Here is a 3,525-nt window from a genome sequence, read left to right on the forward strand (position 1 = left end):
CGCCGAACTGACCGACGGGCAGTTCGACATCGTCATCCTGCGCGCCGCCGGCAAGCTGAAGTTGATCTGGGACATCCGCCTGCTCTATGGCGGCCGGCACCGCAACCATCCGGCGATCACCATCCTGCGCGGCAGGAAAGTGGTGGTCGAACCGCTCGGCGATGTCGAGAAGAACGGCGCGCTGGTCGACATAGACGGCGAGTCGCCGGGACGCATACCCGCGACCTTCGAGATCCTGCCGGGGGCATTGACGCTCAGATACTGAATCAAGCCGTTGACAGATTGATTCAAATGGATCCGCCGATCCAGTCAACGCCTTGAAATCGCTTGATATCCGGCTGGCGTCAAAGTTCGAGTTTGGCCGGGAAACCAGGCGCGCGCAGGTCGGTGCCGACGGCATCTTCCAGCAATTTGACGATCTGGGTCGACCAGGCGCCGCCGCCATAAGCAGCCTTGCCGTGCTCGAAAATCGTGTTGACCCGCGATGCCAGGTCGAGCGGCACGCCTGACTGTTCGCCCATGGCGAGCGCGAAGCCGAGGTCCTTCAGCGCCAGGTCCATGGTGAAGCCGATGTCGTAGGAGCCGTTGAGAACCAGCTGGCTTTCGGTCTCGTGGACGAAGCTGTTGCCGGAGGAGGCAACGATGGCGTGGTAGGATTGGGCGAGGTCGAGCCCGCCCTGTTTGGCCAGCATCAGCGCTTCGCCGGCGGCTACGAGATGGATGAAGGCGAGCATATTGGTGATCACCTTGATCACCGCCGCCGAGCCTACCGGACCCATCAGGAACGATTTTGCACACATCGCCTCGATGGCCGGGCGATGACGCTCGTAGAGCGCTGGATCGCCGCCGACCAGCGCGGTGATCTTTCCGACCGCGGCCAGATGCACGCCACCCGTGACCGGGCATTCTAGGGTCTCGACGCCCCTGGCCGAGGCGAGCGCGGCCAGACGCATGATCTCGTCGCGGCCATTGGTCGACATCTCGATCCAGGTGCCGCCCTGGGGCAGGCCTTCGAGCAAACCTCCGGGGCCGGCCAGCACTGCTTCGCTGACCTTGGGCGAGGGCAAGCATGTGATCGCATTGCCGGCCTGCGCGGCGGCATTGGCAGGGCTGTTCGCTGCCACTGCGCCGAGCGCCACGAGCCGCTCGACGGCGGTGGGATCGCGGTCGAAGACGGTGACGGCAAAGCCGTTGCGGATCAGGCTGGCGGCAAGGTTACCGCCAAGATGGCCAAGGCCGATGAAGGCGTAGCTTTCGCTCACGGCATCAGCGGCGTCTGCATCATCTGTAGATGCAGGTCCTTGCCCGTATAGGGGTGCGCATCGCAGACGGCTTCGTTCAACTCGACGCCGAGGCCGGGCTCCTTCGACGGGATGACGTTGCCGTCCTGCCATTCGATCTTCTTCTTCAGGAGCGTGGCGTGGAAACCGTCCCACTGCTTCAGCGATTCCAGGATGAGGAAGTTGGGCAGCGTCACCGCCAGCTGGATGTTGGCGGCACCGACGATCGGCCCGCAATAGCAGTGCGGGGCGATCTGGATGTGATAGGCCTCGGCCATGGCGGCGATTTTCTTCGTCTCCAGAATGCCGCCGGAGCGGCCGAGATCGGGCTGCAATATGGTCGCGGCACGGTTCTCGATGACGCGGGCGAATTCGAACTTGGTCGTCAGCCGCTCGCCGGTGGCGATCGGGATCGAGGTGCCGCGGGCGACCTGCGCCATCACTTCGGGCATGTCAGGCGGCACCGGCTCCTCGAACCACAGCGGATCATAGGGTTCGATGGCGCGCGCCATGCGCAGCGCGCCGGACGCGGTGAACTGGCCGTGCGTGCCGAACAGGATGTCGGCGCGGGTGCCGACCGCCTCGCGGATCGCCTTGATCATGCGGGTGGAGACATCGATGTCGACGAGGCGCGGCTGATGGCCGTCGAAAGCGGTATAGGGGCCGGCCGGGTCGAGCTTGACGGCATTGAAACCCTGCTCGACATATTCGAGCGCGCAGGCGGCGGCGAGATCGGGGTCGTTGTAGACGTTCTTGCCGTCAGGCGCGTCCTCGGAATGAACGCTGCCGGTGTGCGGGTAGAGGTAGGTGTAGGAGCGCAGCGTTTCGTGTACCTGGCCACCGAGCAATTTGTAGACCGGCTTGTTGGCCTCCTTGCCGATGATGTCCCAGCAGGCCATTTCCAGCGCCGAGAAGCAGCCCATGCCGGACACATCGGGGCGCTGGGTGAAGCCGGACGAATAGGCGCGGCGGAAAAAGTTCTCGATGTCGTGCGGATCGCGGCCGACGAGATAACGCTCGGCCATGTCCTCGACCATCTTCGCCGTGACATGGGCGGAGAAGGTGGCGTTGTAGGCCTCGCCATAACCGACGACGCCCCCATCGGTGGTGAGCTTGACGAAGATGAAATACTTGCCGCCGATGCCGGGCGGCGGGTTGCCGACAACCCAGGTCTTGACGTCGGTGATCTTCATTTTTGGTCCTCCAGAACCAGTTCGGCGCCCTTCCAACCGGTCATGATCGAGGCGGCGTTGGTGTTACCGGTGATGTTGTCGGGAAAGATCGAGGCGTCGATGACGCGCAAGCCTTCAAGACCATGCACCCTGAGACGTGGGTCGACGACGGCGCGCGCGGGATCAGGCCCCATGCGGCAGGTCGAGACCGGATGATAGACGGTGCCGGAGCGTTTCCTGAAATCCTGAATCAGGTCTGCATCGGAAGTGATTGAAGGACCAGGCAAAACCTCTTCCTCGATGATCTCGGCCATTGCAGGCATCGAGGCGATCTTGCGCACGAATTTCACGGCGTCGAGCATCTCATCGACATCGGCATTGGTGGAGTAGGCGTTGGCGACAATTTTGGGATAGTCGCGCGGGTTGCTGGAGCGGATCATGATCTCGCCACGGCTTGATGGCCGGCAGTTGGACAGGCCGATGGAAAAGCCCGGCCATGGATCCGGCGTCAGGATCGGGCGCTCGCCGCTTTTGGGAATGACGGTCGAGAACGCCTGGAAATAGAGCTGCATGTTGGGCCGCGTCGCCGCAGGGTCTGTGCGGAAGAAGCCGCCGGCATTGTTCATTGACAGCGACAGCGGGCCCGAACGGGTCAGGATGTATTGCATGCCGACCAGCAGCTTGCCCCACCAGGGACGCAGCGTCTGGTTGAGCGTCGGCAGCCTGCCCTTGAAGGTGTAGTTGATGCCGACATGGTCCTGCAGATGCGCGCCGACATTCTCGTTGGCATGAAGGACGGGAATGCCCAGACCACCAAGCAGAGCGGAGGGGCCGACGCCGGACAGCTGCAGCAATTGCGGCGAGTTGACCGAACCGCCTGATAGAATGACCTCGCGGCCGGCACGTGCCGTCTTCGTCTCGCCGTTCTGTTGATACTCGACGCCGATGGCGCGCTTGCCTTCGAACAGGATCCTGGTCGCCAGCGCATTCATCTCGACGCGGACGTTGGCGCGCTTCATCGCCGGGCGCAGGAAGGCGCGCGCCGCCGACATGCGGCGCGCGCCTTCCTGCGC

Annotated in this window: 3 protein-coding genes and 1 pseudogene; 1 reads left to right on the forward strand and 3 read right to left on the reverse strand. The window is 63.6% G+C overall.

What is annotated here, in order from left to right:
* Window positions 1–265 (forward strand): annotated as a pseudogene (locus EN935_RS26910) (diacylglycerol kinase family lipid kinase); the annotation flags it as partial.
* 79 nt (window positions 266–344) lie between these two features.
* Here the strand turns inward: EN935_RS26910 and EN935_RS26915 are convergent.
* The 3 genes from EN935_RS26915 to EN935_RS26925 all read right to left on the reverse strand — a co-directional run.
* Window positions 345–1,262: an NAD(P)-dependent oxidoreductase gene (locus EN935_RS26915; RefSeq protein WP_127263595.1), complete on the reverse strand. Its 918-nt coding sequence runs from the start codon at window positions 1,260–1,262 to the stop codon at window positions 345–347.
* Entirely contained in the window at window positions 1,259–2,473 is a 1,215-nt protein-coding gene (locus EN935_RS26920; protein WP_057143496.1) for a mandelate racemase/muconate lactonizing enzyme family protein, read from the reverse strand. The genes EN935_RS26915 and EN935_RS26920 overlap by 4 nt, the downstream gene beginning before the upstream one ends.
* A partial coding sequence (locus EN935_RS26925; protein WP_206534574.1) for a GMC oxidoreductase occupies window positions 2,470–3,525 on the reverse strand: 1,056 nt, incomplete at its 5' end. The genes EN935_RS26925 and EN935_RS26920, both read right to left, overlap by 4 nt.

The sequence above is a fragment of the Mesorhizobium sp. M7D.F.Ca.US.004.03.1.1 genome, from assembly GCF_003998635.1.
Taxonomy (GTDB): Bacteria; Pseudomonadota; Alphaproteobacteria; order Rhizobiales; family Rhizobiaceae; genus Mesorhizobium; species Mesorhizobium loti.